We start from the raw sequence: 16,366 nt of genomic DNA, 5'->3' as shown, positions 1-16,366 counted from the left end.
ATGCAAACCCAGCTTGCCGATTTCATCAAGGACACGCCGGAAGGGCGCGAGGCCGAAGCGATCCTGCGCAACTGCGTGCATTGCGGCTTCTGTACCGCGACCTGTCCGACCTACCAGCTGCTCGGCGACGAACTCGACGGGCCACGCGGGCGCATCTACCTCATCAAGCAGTTGCTCGAAGGCCATGACGTCACCGAAAAGACACGTCTGCACCTGGACCGCTGCCTGACCTGCCGCTCGTGCGAGTCGACCTGCCCGTCGGGCGTGCACTACAGTCGTCTGGCCGACATTGGCCGCAATATCGTCGAGCAGCGTGTGCCGCGGCGTGGCGCCGATCGCATCAAACGCTGGGCGCTGCGCGAATTCGTGCCGCGCAGCGATGTATTTGGTATGGCGATGAAGGCCGGTCGCGCGGTGCGTACGCTGTTGCCGCAAGCGCTGCAGGAAAAGGTTCCTGCGTTGCGTCCGGCCGGCCCTTGGCCGAAGCCGCGCCACGCACGGCGCATGATTGCGCTGGCGGGATGCGCGCAACCGGCGATGGCGCCGTCGATCAATGCCGCAACTGCGCGCGTGCTCGACGCCGTCGGGATCTCCCTGGTCGAGCAAGCCGGTGCCGGCTGCTGCGGCGCGGTGCGCTTCCACCTCAACGATCAGGAAGGCGGGCGTACCGACGCGCGGCGCAACATCGATGCGTGGTGGCCGGCAGTGGAGCGCGGCGAGGTTGAGGCGATCGTGATGACCGCCTCGGGCTGTGGCGTGCAGGTCAAGGACTACGGCCATCTGCTGGTGCAGGATCCCGCCTACGCCGAGAAGGCGGCGCGTATTGCCGAGATCACGCGCGACGTCAGCGAGATCGTCGCAGCCGAGAGCGAGAAGCTTGCGGCATTGTTGCAGACCCGTCGCGGCGACGCGCTGGCCGTGGCATTCCAGTCGCCGTGCACGCTGCAGCACGGGTTGAAAATCCGCGGTGTCGTCGAAGGACTGCTGACTGCCGCGGGATTTGCCCTAACGCCGGTGCGTGACGGGCATCTGTGCTGCGGTTCGGCGGGGACCTATTCGCTGCTGCAGCCGGAGCTGTCAAAGCAATTGCGCGAGAACAAGCTCGCGGCACTGGGCGAAGGCGGAGCGTCGCTGATCGCGTCGGCCAACATCGGTTGCATGACCCACCTGCAGGCCGGTACGGCGACACCGGTGCGTCACTGGGTCGAGCTTGTGGATAGCCGTCTCAACGGCTTTCCGATCTAGCTGAGGGGCGACTGCGTGCGGGACTCCTCCCGCGTGCAGTCGCTCAGCGCGGCGGATTTTCCGCGATCAGCATCTTGGCTTCGGCCTCGGCGACCTTCTCTCCTTCCTGATTGATGCATAGGCCCGCCAGAGAGACGATGCCGCCCTGGTGTTTCGGTTTGTCTTCGAGAGCGCCCACCGTCCAGGTGATCGTCAGCGTGTCGCCTGCGCGCACCGGTGCAGTGAAGCGCGAGGTGTGTTCGAGGTAGGCGATCGCCGTGCCGTGGAACACCATGCCCAGTTGCGCGGCCATGAACGAAGTGGTCAGGTAGCCGTGCGCAATGCGCGTGCCATAGCGGCTTTGCTCGGCAACGCGCTGATTGACGTGCAGCGGATTGAAATCGCCGAACAAGCCGGCACCCATCACGATGTGGGTTTCCGTTAGCGTCATCGTCGTTTCGAAGCTGTCGCCGACTTTCACTTCGTTGTATGCGCGTCCTCGGTACATAGGGCTCCCGGTCGTGGTAAAGGAATTGGAAAGCAGAGTGCTTTCGAGTGTGATTCACGTCACGAGCGGCAGATTAGCAGGGCGGATGCGGCTACCTCAAATGGCGTAGCTGGCGCTAACATCTGCCGCAATAACCTTCGCTATCCATCATGCCGCTCACTGTCGAAACATGTGTCGCAAGTCATATCGGAGACCGGCGCGAGCAACAGGACCGGGTCGGGGTATTTGCGCACCCGCGCCAGCGTGGCACGGTGATGGCCGTACTTGCCGATGGCATGGGTGGGCACAGCGGTGGTGCAATGGCCGCGGAGCAGGTGCTGCTGCGGGCGAAGCAAAATTTCGAAGACTACTCGCCGCAATGCGAGACGCCCAGGGGGCTGCTCGAAGAGATCGTCAACGAGGCGCATGTCGTCATTCGCCTCACGCGTCTGACCAGCGAACAGGATCCGCACAGCACGGCCGTCGTCCTGATATTGCAGCCTGGGATGGTGACCTGGGCCCATTGCGGCGATTCGCGTCTCTATCACTTTCGTGGCACGAGGCTGGTCAGTCGCAGTGAGGATCATTCGCTGGTGGGAGAGTTGCAGCGTCGAGGACGGCTCAATGAGGCGGGCGCGCGTATCCACCCGCAGCGCAATGTATTGCTGTCCTGCCTCGGCAGCGAACGCGCGCCAGAGGTAGCCTTGGGCAATCCGGTCCGGCCGCAGGCCGGCGACAGTTTTCTGCTCTGCTCCGATGGCCTGTGGGGGCACCTGTCCGACGCAGAACTGAGTGCCGCAATCGCCACACGCCGCGCGCGCGACGCGGCGGAGGTTCTTATTGACTGGGCGCGGCAGCGCGGCGCCGGCAGTGGCGACAATATTTCGCTTGCACTGATCAAGTTGGTGGACGCTCCCGCGCTACAGGCGTAGCCAGTTGCGCCGCCAGAACATCGCGGCCATCGCCGTCGCAACGCTGCCCATCAGTGCGAGTGCGACATAGAAACCTTGTGAATCCGCCAGCAACGGCATGTGCGTGAAATTCATGCCGAAGATCCCGGTGATCAGGGTTGCGGGCAGGAACAGCGTGGTCAGCACGGTGAGGATGCGTACCTCGACGTTGAGTCGATTACTGATTGCCGACAGATAGATGTCCATCAGGTCGCCGAGAAGCTCGCGCACGGCGTCCAGCGTTTCGATAACGTGGATGGTGTGGTCGTAGATGTCGCGCAGGTAAAGCCGTGTTTCCGGCCGGAAGAACGCGCTTTCTCCGCGGATAAGGCTGTTGAGCACTTCGCGTAGCGGCCAGATGGCACGTCGCAGCATCTGGGTGTCGTGCTTGACCAGATTGATGGTTCGCAGCAAGGTCGGCGTGGGACTGGCGAGGGCGTCGTCCTCTAGTTGTTCGGCGGTATCCCCCAGTTGCTCCACGACAACGAAATACTGGTCGATGATCGCGTCGAGCAGCGTGTAGGTAAGATAGTCGACGCTGTGCTTCAGGTTCGGCGCCTGCGGCGTGCGCAGGCGTTCGCGGATCGGCTCGAAGGTGCCGGTGCGCCGCTCCTGGAAGGTCAGGACGAAATTTTCCCCGAGCACGATGCTCAGCTGATCCGAGTTGAGCGTGCGGGTGACCGGATCGTATTCGAATACCCTCACCACACAGTAGAGGTAGTCGCCATAGTCCTCCATCTTCGGGCGCTGGTGAGTATTGAGGATGTCTTCGAGGACCAGCGGGTGGAGGCCAAAGCGCCGGCCGATTTCACCAAGGATTTCGGCATCCTGCAGCCCATACACGTTGAGCCACACGCGGCCGTGGCCGGGCTGGTATGCCCGCGATTCCGCGATGCTGGAGAAGCGTTTCTCCTCTATGCCACTGTCGTCATATGCGATCAGCGAGATCTGCGGTTGCACCGTCTTGACGTCGCCGACATGCACCAGAGTTCCCGGCGGCAGTCCGGCTTTTGCAGCAGTCAGGGCTTTCGATTTTCTGCGTTTGGCATTGACGCGAGGAGTGCCCATAGGAATGATCCTGCAGAATCAGGGTTGCGCTCGATTAATGTAACGGTATTATCCATCAAGCGCCGCTTGTGCACTGCATGGTTGTGTGGGCATGAGGCAATCGGAAAATAATAGGGTGATGGCGCATTCACCTGCAGATTTGCCCGCGGATACGGGGGAGCGCCGGAGTTGGGCAGGGGCGGTTCGGGCGTGAAGCCTGGTTGCCATGCCTAGCCACCGTCGGAGTCGATCCGCGCGAGGGTTCATCACACCAATCAGTCAGGGAGAACGGCCAATGCCTCTGTTAATCGGAGTGCCAGCGGAAACCATTCCCGGCGAACGACGCTTGTCGGTCATGCCGGATGTTGTGAAGAAGTATCAAGGCCTCGGGGCTCAGGTGGTGATCCAGTCTGGCTCCGGCCAGTCGGCCCACTTGCGCGACGAGATGTTTGCGGATGTGCAGTTCGCCTCGAGCGGGGCCGAAGTGTGCAGTACGGCCGACGTGGTGCTGTGCGTGCAGCCGCCATCGCCGGAGTTGATCGCGGCGATGAAACCTGGCAGCGTGCTGATCGGCATGCTGCAGCCGTGGTCCGGCGCGGAGCGCGCGCAGCAGTTGATGGACAAGCAGATCACGTCCTTCGCCATGGAGTTGCTGCCGCGCATCTCGCGTGCGCAGAGCATGGATGTGCTCTCCAGCCAGGGGGCGGTGGCCGGCTACGAATGCGCGCTGATCGCCGCGGACCACAGTCCGAAGTTCTTCCCCATGCTCACCTACGCCGCCGGCACCATCCGTCCGGCGAAGGTGCTCGTCATCGGTGCGGGCGTCGCCGGACTGCAGGCCATCGCCACCGCGCGCCGCATCGGCGCGATGATCGAAGCCTATGACGTGCGCCCCGAAACGCGCGAGCAGATCGAGTCGCTCGGTGCCAAGTTCGTCGACACCGGCGTTACCGCAGCCGGGACCGGCGGCTACGCGCGCGAACTCACCGACGAGGAGAAGGCGAAACAGGCCGAGCGCCTCGCCAAAGCCGTCGCCCAGTGCGACGCGCTGATCACGACTGCCGCAATTCCCGGCAAGCGTGCGCCGCGCATCATCACCGCCGACATGGTCGCACGCATGAAACCGGGCGCGGTCATCGTCGACATGGCCGCTGAATCCGGCGGCAACGTCGAAGGTTCGGTTGCCGGCGAGAAAGTGTGGGTGGGCGACGTGCTCGTGATCGGCCCCACCCACATCGCCAGTCGCATGCCGGTGCATGCGTCCGAGATGTACGCCAAGAACCTGTACAACTTCCTCTCCCCCTTCATCAAGGACGGAGCGCTTGCGCTCGACTGGGAAGACGAAGTGATGGCCGGTTGCTGCCTCACCCACGCGGGCGAGTTGCGGCATGCGGGCGTCAAACAGGTACTGGGACTGTGACGGAGGACGCAATCGTGGAAGGCATAAGCGCACTATATATTTTCATGCTGGCCGCGTTCACCGGTTACGAGGTGATTTCGCGCGTGCCGGTGATCCTGCATACCCCGCTGATGTCGGGGTCCAACTTCGTGCACGGCGTGGTGCTGGTGGGCGCGATGGTCGTGCTCGGCCATGCCGATCCGGCCGATCCCGCGCAACTTGCGATCGGTTTCGTCGCGGTGTTCCTCGGCGCGGCCAACGCCGCCGGTGGCTACGTGGTGACTGAACGCATGCTCGCGATGTTCAAGCGCGACACCAAGGCCGGAGGTGCCAAATGAGCGGCGTCATCCAGTTGGTGTACTTCGCAGTCGCCGTGGTGTTCATCCTCGGCCTCAAGGCGATGAGCTCGCCGGTGACTGCCCGCAAGGGCATCGTGTGGGCCGGCTACGCCATGATCGCCGCGACGCTCGTCACCTTCTACACCCCGGGCATGCAGAACTACGGTCTGATGATCACCGCCATCGTGCTCGGCGGCGGTGTCGCATGGTGGAGTGGGCGCGTCGTCAAGATGACCGACATGCCGCAGATGGTGGCGATCTACAACGGCATGGGCGGCGGCGCCGCAGCAGCGATCGCGGCACTCGAGTTCGCTCGCGGCGGCTCGCACGGCGCCATCGCCACCACGCTGGCGGTGCTTGGTGCGCTGATCGGCTCGGTGGCGTTCTCCGGCTCGTGCATTGCCTTCGCCAAGCTGCAGGGCATCATGACCAAGGCCTGGCGGCTGCCGGCGCAGAACATGGTGAACCTCGGGCTCGCCGCGCTCGCAGTGGTGCTGGGGCTGGTAATCGTGGTCGTCGAGACGCCCCCGTCCGCGATCGTGATTGCCTTCTTTATCGTTGCGCTGGCGCTCGGTGCGATCCTCACCAGCCCGATCGGCGGTGCCGACATGCCGGTGGTGATCTCGCTGCTGAACGCCTTCACCGGTCTGGCGGTAGGTCTCGAGGGCTATGTGCTCGGCAACCCCGCGTTGATTGTCGCCGGTATCGTTGTCGGCGCCTCCGGCACGCTGCTGACGCAGTTGATGGCAAAGGCGATGAACCGGCCGATCCGCAACATCATCTTCACGCCGATAACCGGTGAGGCGGCCGGCGGCGGTGAGGCGATCGAGGGTTCGATGAAGGAGCTCTCGGCACTCGACGCAGCGTCGGTGATGCGCTATGCCGGCAAGGTCATCATCGTGCCAGGCTACGGCATGGCGGTGGCCGGTGCGCAGCACAAGGTGTGGGAAATGGCGCAACTGCTCGAAGAGGGCGGCGTCGAGGTGGTGTTCGCGATCCACCCGGTCGCGGGCCGCATGCCGGGCCACATGAACGTGCTGCTGGCCGAAGCGGGCGTGCCCTACGACAAGATCTTCGATCTGGAGGAGATCAACGCCGACTTCCCGCAGGCGGACGTGGCGCTGGTGATCGGGGCCAACGACGTCGTGAACCCGGTCGCGCGCACCGACAAGTCGAGCCCGATCTACGGCATGCCGATCCTCAACGTGGATATGGCGCACAACGTCATCGTCGTCAAACGGGGCCAGGGGGCCGGTTACTCGGGCATCGAGAATGCGCTGTTCTACAAGGACAACTGCCGCATGCTGTACGGCAGTGCGCAGCAGATCATCGGCGAGGTGATCACGCACGTGAAGGCGCTGGAGGTCTGAGTGTATAAGGGCCGTGTGCCGGTCACCGCTGCATGGGTGGCCGGCCGCAGCCCTCAAGATGGCCGCGATGAATGCCGTTACAGGGACATCGCGTGCTTCAAGGAGGGTAGGCAGATGTCGCCGCGCCCGCTGATCGTGTGTTTTGTAATGCTGCTGGCTGGTGGCGTCGGCGCCCAGCCAGCACCGTCGGGTGCGGCCACCGCTGCGACTGCCGAGGGCGCCGGGAAACCGGTCGAGTCATTCCGCGATACCACGGGTTACCGCTATCCTGCGTTGTCGCGCACCGTGCGCGACATGCAAAACCTCGCCTACGCGCTGCAGCTGCGTGATTACTGTGCCGATGAGCGCGTGTCCGACGAATTCGTGAAGGCGCAGCTCGCGAGTTTCAGCCGCATCACCGGCCGCACGGAAAGCTGTCGGACGCTGCTCGCCTACTGAGCTTTGCGCGCGCCCGTTTGTTGCAGATAGGCGCGGAAGGCATCAGCCGTCATTGGCTGACCGAATAGCGGCCCCTGTTGCAGGTGGCAACCAAGTGCCGACAGGAAGGATTGTTGCGCTTCACCTGCAACACCCCGAGCCAGGACTTCCAGCCCCAATACGCCAGCCATGCTGGAAATCGCTTCGACGATCGCTTCACTGTCCTCGCGCACGCCAACCTCGCCGACCAGCAAAGGGTCGAGCTTGAGGGCGCGCAGCGGGTAGCGCTTCAATCGCGGGATCGATGCCAGGCCGCGGCCGAAATCATCGATGGCCAGTTGTACGCCCATTTCGGCAAGCGAATTGAGTGTCGTGAGCAGGGGCGTATTTTCATCCTTGAGCACGCGTTCGTCGAGATCGAGTTCCAGTTGCGCGGCCGGCAGGCCTGATGCGGCAAGCGCATGGCGAACGCGCTCGGCGAGGTCGCCATGCAGCATCTGTTCGATTGCGACATTGACGGTGACGCGCACCGCCTGGCCGTCGGCGCGCGTCCAGTCGGCAGCTTGCGCGCACGCCGCATGCAGTACCCAGTCGCCCATGCGGATGAGCTGGCCGGCATCACGCGCGACGCCCGCGAAACGTTGAAACGGAATCAGACCGAGTTCCGGGTGATGCCAGCGCAGCAATGCCTCGCCGCCGCGTATTGAGCCGTTGCGTGCGTCGATCAGTGGCTGGAAATGGACTTCCAGCTGATCGAGATCGACGGCATGTCGCAGGCGTGTCTCGAAGGCCATCAGCGGTGCTTCGGGCAGGTCGTGCATCACCACGGTGGCGCCCGGGTGGCAGGCGGATTGAACCGGGTAAGTCAGGATGTCGGTGTCGAAAGTGCTGCCGTCCTGGCGCCGGTGCTGCCAGATACCGGGCTCCGACGGTTTGCGCCCATCTCCAGGACAGACGCGCAGGTCGCCGACGCACATCGTGCACAGCGCTTCGCGCGAGTAGCCATACACTCTGGCCGCTGCATTGTTGGCCGCGAAGATGTGCAAGGTCGGCCCCTCGCACAACAGGGTAGGTAGCGGGCTGTCGGCAAACATGCGTTCGAGCACGTCGTCCGCGGAACTGCCGGCTCCAGGCGTTGCCGGCTGGACAATGCGATTGGTCGCGGGGGCTTGAACAGGAGCCTCCGGTCGCACAGTAGTCCGTTCGGCGGGCGGGAGGACCAGCAGCCGCCAGTCCGGTTTCGGGCCAGGAAGTACGCGTGCGGCAATGTCGGCCCTGCGTCCGGGGACGGTCAGGCGGGCAACCGGCGCTGCGTCGGCGGCCGGCCATTCGATGCCCATGCAAGTGTCGATCGCCTGTCCAACTATGCTGCCACGAGTCAGCCCGAGCGTGCCGAGTGCCGCGGTATTGGCGGCGGCGATCCGGCCCTGCTCGTCGATGACGATGACTGGTTGCTCGAGCGCCGCGGCCAGTCGCGGCCACAGGGTGTCGATCGGGGCGGCGTCGGTAAACGGGGCATCCGCGTAAGCTTCGGCAATCACGTCGGCGCTGAGGATCAGCGCATGAATGCCGGGGCGAATGCGCGCAGCGGCAACGAAGCGCAGATTGCGATGCCGTTCGCCCGGCAGCGACACGCGCAGGCTGCCGCGCATCTCCCCCTGAATGAACAGGCGCGCACGCGCATCGAGAAAGTCACGCTCGGAGGGGAACAGGTCCGCCAGCGGCTTACCGGCGATTTGCCGGTAATCGCGTTCGAGCAGCCGGCACGCCGCACTGTTGGCTTCCAGCACGACTTCGTCACCGGTGATGATGAGCCCTTCGTCGAGAAGTTCGAACAGCGCGAGATACAGGCCGGTCTCCGCTCCCTCGGAAAAATCCGGGATGAAGGGCTCTTCGGGGTTTTCGTTGCCCTGGGGGCGACGGGCTGCGTTCATCTGGGCGGTCATTCCAAGTATTCGGGTGACTTATCGGCGTCACACCAGAATACTTGAACCTGCCAATCCGATTGCGCGGAATAGGCGGGCTTGCTGGCCCTATTTCCAGTCGCTCATACGTTTGCAACCTTCGGCCGTGCGATCGATCGTGAGGAGCGATCGGTCATCGCGAACGCCTATTTGCGCCCCAGGCCACCGAGCAGCACCGCAATCGGGCGGGGGTTGCGCCGCGGCAGTCCGGATCGGGTGTCGAAGCCTGCCTCGGATGCTCCGGATGTCGAAGCCTCGGCGACCGGATTGACCGGTTCGTAGGGCTTGCTGTAATCGAAACCGTCGGCCGCAACGGTGGACCTTCCGCGTCGCCGCACATCCGTCGATTTTCCGGCGCTTGCGGCACGCGGCGCGCGCGTGGGGGGCAGCTCGCGGGGCGTCTCATGCGTCGTTTCCGGCGCCTTCGCGGCCGCGGGGCGACGGCCGTGTTTGCCACGACTGCCCGATTCGTAGAAGTCCGGCTCCGGATCGAAGCCCGGCACGAGTTCCTGCGGAATTTCCAGCTTGATGAGCTTCTGGATATCTGCGAGGAGATGTTTTTCCTCGGTGCTGACCAGTGATACCGCATGTCCCTTGCGACCGGCACGACCGGTGCGGCCGATGCGGTGCACGTAGTCTTCGGCGGTATGCGGCAACTCGAAGTTGATCACCGACGGCAGGTCGTCGATATCCAGCCCGCGGGCGGCGACATCGGTTGCCACGAGCACGCGCAGCTTGCCCGACTTGAATGCTTCGAGCGTATCGGTGCGCTGCGCCTGGCCCTTGTCGCCGTGGATAGCGTCGGCGGCAATGCCGTGCCGTTCGAGGAAGTGCGCGAGGCGTCCGCACTCGATCTTGGTCGCGACGAACACCAGCGCCTGGGTATCCGGTTCGTGCCGCAGCAGGTGCGCGAGCAGGTTTCGCTTCAGGCCAGCCGAGACCGGGTGCACGCGGTGGGTGATCGTCTCCGACACCATGTTGCGGCGCGCGACCTCGATCAGTTGCGGCTCCTTCAGCATCTGGTCGGCGAGCTTCTTGATCTCATCCGAAAAGGTCGCCGAGAACAGCAGGCTCTGGCGCGCGGCCGGCAGCAGGTCGAGGATGCGACGGATGTCCGGGATGAAGCCCATGTCCAACATGCGGTCGGCTTCGTCGAGCACCAGCATTTCGACCTGCCCGAGCTGGATGGTCTTCTGCTGCACGTGGTCGAGCAGGCGTCCCGGGGTCGCGACGACGATTTCGACGCCGTTTCGCAGATCCTGGATCTGCGGCTTCATGTCGACCCCGCCGTAGATGCAGGTGCTGCGCAACGGCACATACTTGCTGTAGGTCTTGACCGACTCAAAGACCTGCATCGCCAGTTCGCGCGTCGGCGCGAGGATCAGCGCCCGAACCGGATGGCGTGCCGGACTGGTCGAGGTGCTGGCATGCCGGGCGAGGCGCTGCAACAGCGGCAGCGTAAAGCCGGCGGTCTTGCCGGTGCCGGTCTGGGCTCCGCCCATCATGTCATTGCCCGCCAGCACAACCGGGATGGCCTGTTGCTGGATCGGGGTGGGGGTGGTGTAACCGGTCTCGGTTACTGCGCGTAACAGCTCGGGAATCAACCCGAGGTCGGCGAAACTCATAGGCGCCATTCTTCCATGGAGGCCTGCCGCGTGGGGCGCGACGCCAGGAGAGGCGATTGGATGAACGATGACCGGAACGCTTGGGTTCCGGAAGGGCTCGCGCCAACCGGCAGGCCGGGTGCTGTAAAACGAGCATTATACATGCGGGATCCGGTGCGAATGTTGCGCCGTCGGTCCTGTTTTTTCGGCCTGCGCGGGTCAGCCTCCGCGCGGATTGCGCAGGGCCAGGTAACCTGTGATTTCCTCGCGGTCGTGGTATAGGTGCTTGAAGCGCAACTCGAACGGGCCCTCCTGGGCGAGGCGCTTGGTGATGATTGCGCGGCACTGCTCGACTGCTTCGAGGCGCTTCTTCATCGGCAGCTTGAGATTGAAGATCGTCCGGCGGCAACGTCCGGTGGCAATCCAGTCGGCGACCAGCGCGGCGATGCGTGTCGGCTGCTCGACCATGTCGCACACCATCCACTCGACGGGGCGCTGGGGGCGCCAGGTGAAACCGTCGGCACGTATATGTTCGACCATTTCGGTCGCCATTACTGAAGGGGCCATCGGGCCGTTATCGATCGCGGTGACTCGCAGGCCACGGTGCGCCAGTTGCCAGGTCCAGCCGCCGGGTGCGGCGCCCAGGTCGACGGCACGCAGGCCGGCGCGCAGGCTGGCGTTGCGCTCGTCTTCGGTGAGGAGCGTGAAGATCGCTTCGGCGAGTTTCAGCGTCGACCGGCTTGCTGCTTCACGCAGCATGCGCAGACGCGGTATGCCCATTGGCCAAAGTGCGGCGCGTCCCGGTAAGGCCGCGCACAGCCAGGCCGTGGTGGCATCGGGAAAAAGGATGTGCAGTTCGGGAAGGCCTTTTGCCCGTTCGCGGAACACGCCGGCCTTGTCCAGTTCGAGTTGCAGCGGCAGCGCAAAGCGGCGGCAGAAGCCCGACTGCTGCTTGGCATCGTCAGTGTCAGGTGTTTCCAGTACCAACTCGGCAAAGCGCTGTTCAGCTGCGCGCGCGGTCGCCACGATCGGTGTCGCGCGGTCGCGCTCCGGCAGGTTGTCGATGCGGGCAAACCAGGGCAGGAGCTGACGCGCAAAAGTCAGGCTGCGCCAGTCGCAGCGTTCGGCCAGATCGGCGAATGCGACCGGCTCGTATGCCTCGAATGTGACGAAAGCCTTGCCGGGCTGGGCCCGGACAAAACCCATCAGACCGAGTCCGGTGGCAAGCTCGTCGAGCTCGGCGGCGACTTCCTTCTCAAACCCGGCGCGGCACAGCGCGAGCAGGCCATGCACGGCAAGGCCGAGGCGATTTTGTGGGGTATGGGACATCAGTTGGGGCTCGCTGCGGCCTTGGCCGTGTGGTATCGGTTTTGCGGGATCGCCGCGGATGATAAGCCGCGCGCGTCCGGTCGCAAAGGTCCGGCGTTTGCGGCCGGCTGTGCACGCACGGTCATGTGCCCCGCGTAGCGCGCCTACTGCGTGGCGCGCGAGCGGCGCGGGGGACGCTGTTCGGCTGGCGACGCAGTGTTTGAGGGCTCCGTAGCAGCGGGTGACGCCTCTGTGGCAGATTGGGCCGTCTGTGTCGCCTGCACGGGGCTCTGGATAAGCGACGGGACCGTCGGCAGGTTGTTCTGCATCATGTAGTCATTCATCTCGCGCCATCCGGCGAACACCGCCGCTTTCTGCGCTTTCGCGTTGAGTGCGTAGCAATCCTCGAGCGAGCGTCCGGCATGCCGGCAGGCGCTGCCGATCGCCTTGCCGTCCGCCTCGGCTAAAGCCGCGGCCTTCTTCGGGTCGGGGAGGTCGAGTGCGTTGCTTACTTGCTCGCAGCCACACAGTGTCAGCAGTAGCAGGAGGGGAAAAAGGCGTCGCGCGAACATGGTTTGAGGATACCTTCGACTGGATATGAGGTCTTTAACGTCATCCCAGGAAAAATCTTGATGCAATGTCCTGCAAGCCCTCGACGCCGGTGGGGGTAAGTGGTTCTATACTTCTGTCTTTTCCGCATTTTACGGTCGTGAAGGAAGCAGGAATGAAGCCCTTGGCTCGAGTGTTGCGAGATGGTGTTACGGCGGGAGTTGCCGCCCTGTTGTGCGGTGGCGTTCTCATCGGTCTGTCGGGCGCGGCGCATGCCAAGCCGAAGGCAGCCAAGGTGCCGGCGGAGACGGGCGGCGTCAAGGAAATTCGTCTGGTGCACCAACTGAGCCCGGAGCGCGAGGAAGCGCTGCAGAACTTGGTCACGCGCTTCAACGAGAGCAACAAGGCGTACCGCCTCAGTCTGCAGGCCGGTGCATGGAACGACGGCGACACGCCGCACATGGCGATTCTGCAGGGCGAGGCGGTGGAGCAGTTCCTGGCCGGCAAGCCGCGTTACAAGGCACTGTCGAGCGTGATGCGCGAAGCCGGCGTGCCGCTGCAGACGCTCAAGCCGCCCGCCATGATGAACCGCGCGCTGGTTGATGCGAAGGGACAGTTGCTGGCACTGCCCGTCGGATTGTCGACGCCGGTGATGTACATCAACCGCAAGGAATTCCAGCGCGTCGGCCTGAATCCGGATGCTCCCCCGAAAACGTGGTTCGATCTGCAACAGGTACTTGGCCAGCTGTTCGATGGCGGCTCCCAGTGTCCCTATACGGTGTCGCAGCACGGTCGCGTGATGATCGAAAACACCAGTGCCTGGCATAACGAACCGGTTGCGGCGCGCCAGGGCAAGGGCGAGCGCGCGTCGTTCAATGGCATGTTGCAGGTCAAGCACGTGGCGATGATGGCCAGCTGGCACCGGGCGCGCTATCTGCGTACCTTCGATGCCGACAGCGACGCCGAACAGCGTTTTGCTTCTGGTGAGTGTGCCGTGATCGCCGCGCCTTCGTCGAGCTGGACGGATTTCCGGCGCAAGGCAGCGTTCGAGGTCGGCGTCGCGCCGCTGCCCTATCACGATGATTTCCCCGGTGCGCCGCAGAATACGCTCGCGGATGGCGCGGCACTGTGGGTCGCGGCCGGAAAACCGACAGCCGACTACAAGGGGGTTGCACGCTTTGTCGCGTTCTGGCTGCAGCCGGAGAACCAGGTCGCCTGGCAGCGTGAATCCGGCTATCTGCCGCTCAACCGTGCCGGGCTATTTGCCGCGCAGAGTGAGGTTCTCGGGCCGGATCTCGAGAACGTCAAGGTGGCGGTGTCGCAGCTCAGCCACAAACCCGCGACTGTGGACTCGAGTTCATCGCCGATGGTCGGGCGCGCGCGCGTGCTGAGCATCCTCGACGAAGAACTCAGCGCCGTGTGGGCTGACCGGAAACCTGCCAAGGAAGCGCTAGATACGGCGGTCAGCCGCGTGCAGGCTCTGCTCCCGATTCCCCGCTGAGCAGAGCGAGCGCGCATGCCCCGCCACGACTGGCCGCTCCCTGCGGTGCTGGCGCACCGCTGCGGCGGTACGCTGGCGCCCGAGAACACGCTGGCGGGGCTTGACGCCGCGTTGGGCAATGCCTGCGGCGGGGTGGAATTCGACGTGATGCTCAGCGGCAGCGGTTCGCCGGTGCTGATCCACGACGAAACGCTCGAGCGCACGACCAACGGCCGTGGTCCTGTTGCCGATACCCCGGACGAAATCCTCCGCGCACTGGATGCCGGCGCGTGGTTTGACCGGCGTTTTGCCGGCGAGCCGCTACCCACGCTTGAAGCCGCTGCGGCGCGCTGCAAGGCGCTGGGGCTTGCAGTCAACCTCGAGATCAAACCGTCCGAGGGGGCGGAAGAGGCTACCGCGGAGGTCGTTGTGCGACGCGCGCGCGAGTTGTGGGCCGGCGCATCCGAGTTGCTGCTGTCCTCGTTTTCCGAGCGGGCCCTGGAAGTCGCTGCGACATTGGCGCCCGAGTTGCGCAGGGGGCTGCTGGTCAGCGCAATCCCGAAGGACTGGCAGATGCGATGTCGCCGTCTCGGTGTGGTGGCCCTGCATGTTGCTCACAAGCACCTCGATGCGACGAATGTCGCTGCGGTGCGGGATGCCGGTTTGTGGGTCGTGGCCTACACGGTGAATGACCCGCTACGTGCGCGAACCTTGTTCGAGTGGGGTGTTGATTGCGTGATTACCGACCGTCCCGACATCGTGCGCTCCTTGCGCCCGTGAGTCCGCGCCCGGTGCGCCGTTCCGTTCGGGCCGCTTTTCTTGACGGCACGCCAGTTGCACCCATAACATCCGCCTTTTTCCATTGAGCGCGCCAGCCTTGTCGACCCAGCAGCTCTACGCGCCGATCTCCGCCGATATGCAAGCGGTCGATGCGGTCATCCGTCAGCGTCTTCACTCCGACGTCGTGCTCATCCGCCAGGTGGCGGAGTACATTATCCACAGCGGGGGGAAACGTCTGCGCCCGGCGCTGGTGCTGTTCTCGGCCGGTGCGATGGGTTATCAGGGCGTGCATCACCACGAACTCGCCGCAGTGGTCGAATTCATTCACACGGCCACGCTGTTGCACGACGACGTTGTCGACGAATCCGACCTGCGCCGCGGCAACAAGACCGCCAATGCGACCTTCGGCAATGCGGCGTCGGTACTGGTTGGCGACTTTCTGTATTCGCGCGCCTTCCAGATGATGGTGGGTGTTGGCAACATGCGCGTGATGCAGGTGCTGGCCGATGCGACCAACGTCATCGCGGAAGGCGAAGTGCTGCAACTGCTCAACTGTCACAACGCAGACGTCGAAATCGACGACTATCTGCGTGTGATCCGCTACAAGACGGCCAAACTCTTCGAGGCGGCAACCCGTCTGGGAGCGATTCTCGGTGGCGCCGACGCGGCACTCGAAGCTCGCATGGCCTCGTTCGGCATGCATCTCGGCACCGCGTTTCAACTGATCGATGACGTGCTCGATTACTCATCCGATGAAGCGGCCACGGGCAAGCATCTCGGCGACGATCTCGCTGAAGGCAAGCCGACGCTGCCGTTGATTCATGCAATGCAGCACGGTACGCCCGAGCAGGCTGCGCTGGTGCGTGGTGCCATCGAGAGTGGCGGACGTGACGATTTCGAAGCGATCCTGGCGGCGATCCGCCAGACCGGTGCGCTGGAGGAGGCCCGTCGCTATGCGCGCGCTGAAGCGCAACTGGCGATTGACGCAATCGACGTACTTCCCCCTTCCATTTTCAAAGAAGCGCTGCTACAATTATCGGACTTTGCAGTTGTCAGGAATTACTGATTTCTGCACAGGCGTCGGGGAATAGCTCAGCCTGGTAGAGCACTGCGTTCGGGACGCAGGGGCCGGAGGTTCGAATCCTCTTTCCCCGACCAATGATTCCCGCGAAAAGCCACTCGAAAGAGTGGCTTTTTTGTTTTGTGTGACCCGTCCTGAAAGAAGTTGACACCTTTTCTGGAAAGAAAGGGGAAGTCAGATGGAAACGGGGATTAAGAGGACACAGCGGGACTACACGCTGGCTTTTAAACTGGCGGTGGTCGAGCAAGTAGAAAAAGGCGAACTGACCTACAAGCAGGCGCAGGAGCGTTACGGCATTCAAGGCCGGTCGACGGTTCTGGTCTGGTTGCGCAAGCACGGTCGCCAGAACTGGGGCGCGATGGCACACT

At 63.9% G+C, this 16,366-nt stretch carries 16 protein-coding genes and 1 tRNA gene; 11 read left to right on the top strand and 6 right to left on the bottom strand.

Annotated features, from left to right (window positions below; all coding sequences use genetic code 11):
• Positions 1-1,245 carry a glycolate oxidase subunit GlcF gene (gene glcF / locus GPA25_RS16090; protein WP_169261421.1) on the top strand — a complete coding sequence of 415 codons (1,245 nt, stop codon included), beginning with the start codon at positions 1-3 and terminating at the stop codon, positions 1,243-1,245.
• Between the two features lie 43 nt (positions 1,246-1,288).
• Here the strand turns inward: glcF and GPA25_RS16085 are convergent, their stop codons facing one another.
• Entirely contained in the window at positions 1,289-1,732 is a 444-nt protein-coding gene (locus GPA25_RS16085) for a MaoC family dehydratase (RefSeq protein WP_169261420.1), read from the bottom strand.
• 149 nt (positions 1,733-1,881) lie between these two features.
• Between GPA25_RS16085 and GPA25_RS16080 the strand changes: the two genes are divergently transcribed.
• Positions 1,882-2,643 (top strand): PP2C family protein-serine/threonine phosphatase, encoded by a 762-nt coding sequence (locus GPA25_RS16080; RefSeq protein WP_169261419.1) that lies wholly within the window; start codon positions 1,882-1,884, stop codon positions 2,641-2,643.
• Here the strand turns inward: GPA25_RS16080 and corA are convergent.
• On the bottom strand, positions 2,632-3,729 hold the full coding sequence (gene corA, locus GPA25_RS16075) for a magnesium/cobalt transporter CorA (RefSeq protein WP_169261418.1): 1,098 nt from the start codon (positions 3,727-3,729) through the stop codon (positions 2,632-2,634). The two genes, GPA25_RS16080 and corA, sit on opposite strands and share 12 nt — an antisense overlap.
• A 274-nt stretch (positions 3,730-4,003) precedes the next feature.
• Here corA and GPA25_RS16070 point away from each other — a divergent pair, with 274 nt between their 5' ends.
• From GPA25_RS16070 to GPA25_RS16055, 4 genes are read left to right on the top strand one after another with little or no spacing between them, the layout of a single operon-like run.
• The gene (locus GPA25_RS16070; protein WP_169261417.1) at positions 4,004-5,128 is read left to right on the top strand and encodes an NAD(P) transhydrogenase subunit alpha; all 1,125 of its coding nucleotides are present in this window, start codon (positions 4,004-4,006) and stop codon (positions 5,126-5,128) included.
• A gap of 14 nt (positions 5,129-5,142) precedes the next feature.
• Positions 5,143-5,445 (top strand): proton-translocating transhydrogenase family protein, encoded by a 303-nt coding sequence (locus tag GPA25_RS16065; RefSeq protein ID WP_169261416.1) that lies wholly within the window; start codon positions 5,143-5,145, stop codon positions 5,443-5,445.
• Positions 5,442-6,815 carry an NAD(P)(+) transhydrogenase (Re/Si-specific) subunit beta gene (locus GPA25_RS16060; RefSeq protein WP_169261415.1) on the top strand — a complete coding sequence of 458 codons (1,374 nt, stop codon included), beginning with the start codon at positions 5,442-5,444 and terminating at the stop codon, positions 6,813-6,815. The genes GPA25_RS16065 and GPA25_RS16060 overlap by 4 nt, the downstream gene beginning before the upstream one ends.
• Positions 6,816-7,253: a hypothetical protein gene (locus tag GPA25_RS16055; protein ID WP_343034968.1), complete on the top strand. Its 438-nt coding sequence runs from the start codon at positions 6,816-6,818 to the stop codon at positions 7,251-7,253.
• On the opposite strand, the gene GPA25_RS16050 is transcribed toward GPA25_RS16055, so the two are convergent.
• The 4 genes from GPA25_RS16050 to GPA25_RS16035 all read right to left on the bottom strand — a co-directional run bounded on the left by GPA25_RS16050 (position 7,247) and on the right by GPA25_RS16035 (position 12,680).
• Positions 7,247-9,166, bottom strand: a complete 1,920-nt coding sequence (locus tag GPA25_RS16050) for an EAL domain-containing protein (RefSeq protein ID WP_246265771.1) — start codon at positions 9,164-9,166, stop codon at positions 7,247-7,249. The two genes, GPA25_RS16055 and GPA25_RS16050, sit on opposite strands and share 7 nt — an antisense overlap.
• Before the next feature lie 176 nt (positions 9,167-9,342).
• Positions 9,343-10,821: a DEAD/DEAH box helicase gene (locus tag GPA25_RS16045; RefSeq protein ID WP_169261413.1), complete on the bottom strand. Its 1,479-nt coding sequence runs from the start codon at positions 10,819-10,821 to the stop codon at positions 9,343-9,345.
• Between the two features lie 198 nt (positions 10,822-11,019).
• Positions 11,020-12,129 carry a 23S rRNA (cytidine(2498)-2'-O)-methyltransferase RlmM gene (gene rlmM, locus GPA25_RS16040; protein ID WP_169261412.1) on the bottom strand — a complete coding sequence of 370 codons (1,110 nt, stop codon included), beginning with the start codon at positions 12,127-12,129 and terminating at the stop codon, positions 11,020-11,022.
• Between the two features lie 143 nt (positions 12,130-12,272).
• A complete protein-coding gene (locus tag GPA25_RS16035; RefSeq protein ID WP_169261411.1) occupies positions 12,273-12,680 on the bottom strand; it encodes a hypothetical protein in 408 nt (135 codons plus the stop codon).
• A gap of 152 nt (positions 12,681-12,832) precedes the next feature.
• Between GPA25_RS16035 and GPA25_RS16030 the strand changes: the two genes are divergently transcribed.
• The 5 genes from GPA25_RS16030 to GPA25_RS16010 form a co-directional block, all read left to right on the top strand.
• On the top strand, positions 12,833-14,158 hold the full coding sequence (locus tag GPA25_RS16030; RefSeq protein ID WP_169261410.1) for an extracellular solute-binding protein: 1,326 nt from the start codon (positions 12,833-12,835) through the stop codon (positions 14,156-14,158).
• Positions 14,159-14,173: 15 nt separating this feature from the next.
• Positions 14,174-14,917 carry a glycerophosphodiester phosphodiesterase gene (gene ugpQ / locus GPA25_RS16025; protein WP_169261409.1) on the top strand — a complete coding sequence of 248 codons (744 nt, stop codon included), beginning with the start codon at positions 14,174-14,176 and terminating at the stop codon, positions 14,915-14,917.
• 97 nt (positions 14,918-15,014) lie between these two features.
• A complete protein-coding gene (gene ispB, locus GPA25_RS16020) occupies positions 15,015-15,983 on the top strand; it encodes an octaprenyl diphosphate synthase (RefSeq protein WP_169261408.1) in 969 nt (322 codons plus the stop codon).
• Between the two features lie 15 nt (positions 15,984-15,998).
• A tRNA-Pro gene (locus GPA25_RS16015) sits at positions 15,999-16,075 on the top strand.
• A 101-nt stretch (positions 16,076-16,176) separates the two neighbouring features.
• Positions 16,177-16,366, top strand: a 190-nt coding sequence (locus tag GPA25_RS16010; RefSeq protein ID WP_169259103.1) for a helix-turn-helix domain-containing protein, incomplete at its 3' end; no start/stop codon positions are given.

Origin of the sequence: Aromatoleum diolicum (assembly GCF_012910955.1) — a bacterium.
Lineage (GTDB): Bacteria > Pseudomonadota > Gammaproteobacteria > Burkholderiales > Rhodocyclaceae > Aromatoleum > Aromatoleum diolicum.
This window is presented reverse-complemented; position numbering and strand designations above follow the sequence as displayed.